The sequence below is a fragment of the Bacteroidota bacterium genome, assembly GCA_018831055.1.
GTDB lineage: Bacteria > Bacteroidota > Bacteroidia > Bacteroidales > B18-G4 > M55B132.
Window position 1 is genome coordinate 25,892 of the sequence record JAHJRE010000084.1, and the last position, 6,618, is coordinate 32,509.

Annotated in this window: 2 protein-coding genes; one reads left to right on the forward strand and one right to left on the reverse strand. The window is 44.4% G+C overall.

Annotated features, from left to right (window positions below):
- Positions 1-15: 15 nt before the first annotated feature.
- On the reverse strand, positions 16-945 hold the full coding sequence (locus KKA81_05070) for an ATP-binding cassette domain-containing protein (GenBank protein ID MBU2650284.1): 930 nt from the start codon (positions 943-945) through the stop codon (positions 16-18).
- 137 nt (positions 946-1,082) lie between these two features.
- Between KKA81_05070 and KKA81_05075 the strand changes: the two genes are divergently transcribed.
- Positions 1,083-6,593, forward strand: coding sequence for a hypothetical protein (locus KKA81_05075; GenBank protein ID MBU2650285.1), 5,511 nt, complete (start codon positions 1,083-1,085; stop codon positions 6,591-6,593).
- The last annotated feature ends 25 nt before the right edge of the window (positions 6,594-6,618 follow it).

A 6,618-nucleotide genomic window follows, 5' to 3' on the forward strand; every position in this document is an offset into this window, starting at 1 on the left:
TATATCTTTTTCCTTTTAATTCATGGTTAATTCACGGAACACATCTTCCAGCTTGGTTTCTGAGACTGTCATTTCCGTAAGAGCCCAGCGGTTTTTAACACATAGGTCGAATATGTTCCTGCGGGAAGAGGCATCTATCTTGCTTTGAACTTCATAGGAGTTCTCACGGTCACGGATGAAATCAACCATCTCAACACTGTCGAGGTTTTTTAGTGCTTCATAAATCTTATTCTTTTCCCCGTCTTCAATGGTGATTTGGAGAATCTCCTTGCCCTGGGCGTGTTTTCTGAGTTCTTTCGGTGTACCGTCGGCAACGATTTTCCCTTTATTTATTATCATGATCCGGTCGCAGGTAGCTTCCACTTCTGCAAGGATATGGGAACTCAGGATAACGGTTTTTTCCTTTCCAATCCTTTTGATCAGCTCGCGGATCTCAATGATCTGGTTGGGGTCCAGCCCTGATGTGGGCTCATCCAGAATCAGCACTTCCGGGTCATGGATTAATGCCTGTGCTAACCCTACACGTTGCTGATAACCTTTGGATAATTCTCCGATATTCTTGTGTTTTTCTCCTTCCAGCCCGCACACACGGATCATATCCCGGATACGGTCTTTTACCTTTGCTTTAGGTATGCCATATAATTCGGCTGTGTAAGCAAGATATTCGATCACAGGCATTTCGGTGTAAAGAGGGTTGTTTTCAGGAAGATACCCGATATGTTTCTTTACCTCTTCCGGTTGCGCGGATGTACTGAAATTACCAATACTGATCTTGCCATTTTCAGGCACCAGGAAAGTAGTGATTGCTTTCATGGTAGTGGTTTTCCCGGCGCCGTTCGGCCCCAGGAACCCTAACACCTCACCCGTTCTTACACGGAAGGAGATGTCATCTACAGCCTTTTGTGTGCCGTAGGTCTTGGTTAAATTTTCAACGATGATATCCATAGAAAATTCATTTTACGTGCAAAAAAAATAAAAAACTATCTCTTTGTAAAGCCACCCGGTTTTGTTTTAACAATTTTTAACAATGGCTTGTATTTGTTGTTTTTTTGGAGTAGGTTTGATGGAAAAGCGGCTAATTTATGGAAAAATATTTAAACTTTCTCTTCGGCCTGGTTTTATTGGCCTTGCTGACCTATTGTGAGAGGACCGGTGTGTCATCTCCTGAGTCAGACCTGGAATTTTCAGAATATATCTCAGCATATACTTCCGGTGTGGTTTCCAGGAAGTCGCCTGTAAGGGTAGTGCTTGCTTTTCCTTTACAGATTACGCAAGATGCCCTTCCCAAAGATATTATCACTTTTAATCCCGATGTGAAAGGGCAGGTTATACTCCTGAATGACAGAACCATTGAGTTCAGGCCGGATAAGGATTTTCGACCGGGAACGGAATATACTGCCGTTTTCGAGCTGGGCAAAATTGCCGGGGTCAGCAACAAACTTATTAAATTCAGATTCTCCTTTCTGACAATTGAGCCTGCATTGTCTCTTTACAGCGATGGGATCAATACCTATGATAAAACAGGATTAGTCTGGCTATCCGGATATATGCTCAGCTCTGATTTTATGAACGACAAGGTTGTTGAAAAGATCGTAAATGCGGAATTGAACGGAACCGAATTGAAAATGCGCTGGACACATTCCCCGGATGGCCTTAATCATGGTTTCAGGATCGATAGTATTCCCCGTAAAAATGATGAGCAATTGTTGGTGATTTCATGGGATGGTCGTCAGGAAAACCTCGATTTTAAAGGCAAGGAAGAGATTTCTGTTTTCCCTGCCGGAGAATTTACAGTAACACGGGTAAGTGTAGTGCAGTCGCCAGAGCAATACATCAGTATCCGATTCTCCGATCCTCTCCTGAAAACACAGGATCTTACAGGATTGGTTTACCTGGCAGGAGGAGAAAAACTTCGTTACCTGGTGGAAAGAAACGAAATCAGAGCTTTTCCTCTCAACCGTGAATCGGGTTCCAAAAGATTAATCGTGGGCAAAGGGATCCTCAATATCGATTCCAAACCATTGATGTTGCAGGAAGAAACAGAATTGCATTTCGATCCTCTGAAACCAGAAGTCCGTTTCCTGGGAAAAGGAGCTATTATGTCTGAGACAGGCGGGCTTATACTGCCTTTTGAAGCAGTTAACTTAAAGGCTGTTGATGTGGAGATTATTCGAATATTTGAAGATAATATCGGTCAGTTTTTCCAGGTCAACCGCTTTGATGAGAATATGGAACTGAAAAGGGTAGGGCGGCCGGTTATGACGAAAAAACTCGATCTCGTTTCTGACCAACCCATCGATTATAACCGGTGGAACCGATTTTCCCTTGACCTTACCTCCCTTATCAATCAGGAACCCGGGGCAGTGTATAATATTCGCTTTTTGTTTAAAAGGTCTTATTCAATGTATCCCTGCAATGAGGCGACTTCCGGTGATAATGATTATTCTGAGGGTATGGATTGGGATGATGATGGCTATTACTACTGGTATTATTATCCGGATAATTATAACTGGTATGAACGTGACAATCCATGCGATGTGTCTTATTATACCAGCGACCGGTTTCCGGTTCGCAATATCCTGGCATCGAACCTTGGTATTATTGCTAAATCTGGCGATTTGAATGAGTTTACCGTTGCCGTTACGGATATTCTTTCAACCAGACCCATCAGCAAGGTAGATGTGATAATGTACAATTATCAAAACCAGGAAATTGCGAAAGCCGCTACCGACGCAAATGGATTCGCTAACATATCCTGCGGATCGAAACCTTATCTGCTTGTTGCCTCCAAAGGGAAGCAGAAAGGATATCTCAGGGTTGATGATGGTAGTTCTTTGCTTCTCAGTAGCTTTGACATTGGAGGTTCAAAAACAGAAGATGGACTGAAGGGATTTTTATATGGGGAAAGGGGTGTATGGAGACCGGGAGATACTTTGTTTCTGAATTTTATACTGAACAAAGAAAATTCGGATCTGCCAGATGAACACCCGGTTACCCTTGAGCTCCTGGATCCTCTGGGTAAGCTATGGAAAAGCAAGACTCTCAACAAGGGGGTGAGTGGTTTTTATGCATTTCCTATACCTCTTGATCCCGATGCGCCTACGGGAAGCTGGAGGGCCAATGTTAAAGTTGGAGGTGCCTTGTTTTCCAAACGTTTAAGGGTGGAAACCATTAAACCAAACCGGCTTAAGATTGATCTCAATTTTAACAAAGCAATACTTTACAGCCCTGATGGATTATTCAGAGCAAGCATGGATGTTAAATGGCTGCATGGTTCCCCTGGAAAAAACCTGAAAGCATCGGTTGAAATGATAGTTTCAGCTTCCGGTAAGGGATTCGATAGATTCCCGGATTATGTTTTCAATGACCCTTCAAAAGAATGGTACCCTTATCCTGTTAATGTTTATGAAGGCCAAACAAATGGAGAGGGTAAGGCTTTTTTTAATATGGAAATGCCCGGACACTCTTCGGCTCCGGGGATGCTTACCGCGAATTTCGTGACCAAAGCATTTGAACCCGGGGGAAACTTCAGCATAAACTATAACAGCATACCTTATGCTCCGTATGGTTCCTTTGTCGGAGTGAAAATACCCCGGGAAAAAGAATCCATGTGGCTATATACCGGTACAGATTATGATCTGCAAATTGCTTCGGTTGATTATATGGGTAAGCCCGTTAACAGGAGGGATTTGAAGATCAGCCTGTTTAAAGTAAACTGGAGATGGTGGTGGAATGCCTCCGACGACGACCTGGCAGCCTATTTTAGCAGCAGCTCTTTAGTGCCCTATCTTTCAGGAAGTATTAGTACCTATGATGGTAAAGGCTCCTTTACCTTTAATGTTGGTGAAAGCGATTGGGGACGGTATTTCGTACGGGTTGAAGATCGTATAAGTGGTCATAGCTGCGGGCAAACCATTTATTTCGATTGGCCCGGATGGCATGGGAACTCCAGGGAAGGTATGGGAGATGCGGCAGCTGTGCTCCTGGTTCAAGCGGATAAGGAAAAATACGAGACAGGTGAGAATGCTCGTATCTCCTTCCCTTCGGATGGGAATGGACGCGCTTTGTTCACCCTTGAAAACGGTTCAGGGGTTATCCATGCTGAATGGATCGATACCCGGGAAGAAAATACAAATGTCAGCTTTAGGGTAACTCCGGAAATGGCCCCCAATGTGTATGCTTATGTGACGTTACTTCAGCCTCATTCTCAAACCGGTAACGATCATCCTATTCGTATGTATGGCGTGATCCCTGTCATGGTTGAAGATGCCAACACCATCCTGGAACCGCAAATTAGAACACCTGAAGAGTTAAAACCCGGACAGGAGTTTACCATAACCGTTTCTGAAAAAAATAACAGAAACATGACTTACACCATTGCCATGGTTGATGAGGGTTTACTCGACCTGACCGGTTTCAAGACCCCCAATCCCTGGGATGTGTTTTATGCCAGAGAAGCATTGGGAGTGAAAACCTGGGATATGTTTGAATATGTTTTGGGTGCCTATGGAGGCAGGTTTGAAAAGATTTTTTCTATCGGCGGGGATGAGGAGCTTGCCAGAAGCGGAAAATCCAGAATAAACCGTTTCAAGCCTGTTGTTAAAGTGCTTGGACCATATACCTTAAAGGGCAAGCGCGATGAACATAAGATCACAATGCCAGAGTACACAGGTGCTGTGCGTTTTATGGTTGTTGCCGGAAATGAAAGGGCATTTGGAGCTATCGAAAAAACGGTACAGGTTAAAAGTCCTCTGATGGTCCTCGCTACGCTTCCCAGAGTGCTGGGGCCAGATGAGGAGGTGATTATGCCGGTATCAGTCTTTTGTATGGATAAAAAAATTGAACAGGTGAGTGTGAAGCTTGCTGCCAGCGAGCATTTTATCCTGGATAAGGATTCCCAGTCATTGATATTTCAGGAACAAGGAGAGAAAAATATCGATTTCCGGCTGAAAGTTAAAAAGATGACCGGTGATGCCTGGGTTAGGATTAACGCGTTTAGCGGTAACGAAACAGCTGAATATACCATAAACATTCCTGTCAGAAATCCTGCATTACCTGTTACCGAAACATTTTCAAAAGTAATTAAAGCCGGGGAGGAATGGGAGTATAAACCATCCCTGACCGGTGTCCCCGGAACCAATTCCTGTGTCCTGGAAGTTAGTGGGATTCCTCCCATGAGCCTCAGCCAAAGGCTGGATGACCTCGTTTCATATCCCTATGGCTGCACTGAACAATTGGTATCTTCTGCCTTTCCTCAACTCTTCGTAGGTGAAATTTTGGAGGTCACCGGAGAAAAGGCTGCTCAGATGGGTAAAAATGTAAAAGACGGTATTAGTAAGATTGCTTCAAGACAACTTAGCAATGGAGGATTTGTATTCTGGCCCGGACAAACCTATGCTGATGACTGGCTGACCAGTTATACAGGACACTTTATTATGGAAGCCGAGAAGAAAGGCTTTACCTTGCCAGAAGGAATGAAGGCTTCGTGGGTTGATTATCAGAAAACAGCCTCCGATGACTGGACTCCGCTGCGCCGCGACAGGCATGGGATTATTTCCCAGGATGATTATATCCAGGCCTACCGGTTGTTTACCCTGGCTCTTGCCGGTTCTCCTCAATATGGGGCAATGAATCGACTGCGAAATTATGAAAAACGCTCTTTGCAGGCTTCCTGGGCGCTGGCCGGGGCCTATGCTGTTATTGGTCAGGATGAGGCTGCCTCCTCACTCATCAAAGACATAAGTACGGATATTCCTGAATATGTTGGATTTTCGGAAAGCTTTGGCTCCAGCTTACGGGATAAGGCTCTTATCCTTATGGTCTTGTGTGCGATAGATGATGAAACGGAAGCAATAGTGCTGTTCAGACAGATTTCCGACGCTCTGTCATCGGGATCCTGGATGAGTACCCAAACCTGCGCATTTTGCCTCGCTGCCGCTGATAAATTTATAAACGATTTTCTTCCGGCAGGATCCAGGATCCGGTTTGATTATGGCTTTGATGGACAACCCAAAGAAGAGGTGTCAACTCTTTCTGCAGTGTATAGTGTTGATTTTCAGAAAAAGGGAGAAAATTATGGGATGCTTAACCTTATTAACAAAGGAGAGGGGGCTCTTTATGCACAGGTAACCGAAAAGGGTATACCCCTGGGTGAATATACCGCAGCAGTGCAGCAAAATTTGAATATGAATGTGGTATATAAAGGAGAAGATGGTAATGTACTGGATGTTTCCAGGCTTGTCCAGGGAACGGTATTTTTTGCAGAGGTGAAAGTATCCAATCCTGGCATGAGAGGTACCTACACCGACATGGCCATCTCACAGGTTGTGGCTTCCGGCTGGGAAGTTTTGAATTACAGGCTTGCCGGACTGGAGGGCAGCGGTAATGAGAGTGAATATAAATACCGTGATGTTCGTGACGATCGTGTGATCACGTTTTTCGATCTTCCCCCCGGGTCAAAAAAATTTACGATTATGCTGATCGCGAATTATCCCGGCCGGTATTACCTGCCTTATACACTTAGCGAAGCAATGTATGACCATTCCATTTTTTCCAGGAATGAAGGCCGGTGGGTGGAAGTTACCAGGGAATAAAGCAGGAAATGATGTTTCGGGGAAA

Bases quoted from the DNA above. Each gene is read 5' to 3' on its own strand.
- KKA81_05075 (MBU2650285.1), top strand. From the start codon at position 1,083: ATGGAAAAATATTTAAACTTTCTCTTCGGCCTGGTTTTATTGGCCTTG.
- KKA81_05070 (MBU2650284.1), bottom strand. From the start codon at position 945: ATGGATATCATCGTTGAAAATTTAACCAAGACCTACGGCACACAAAAG.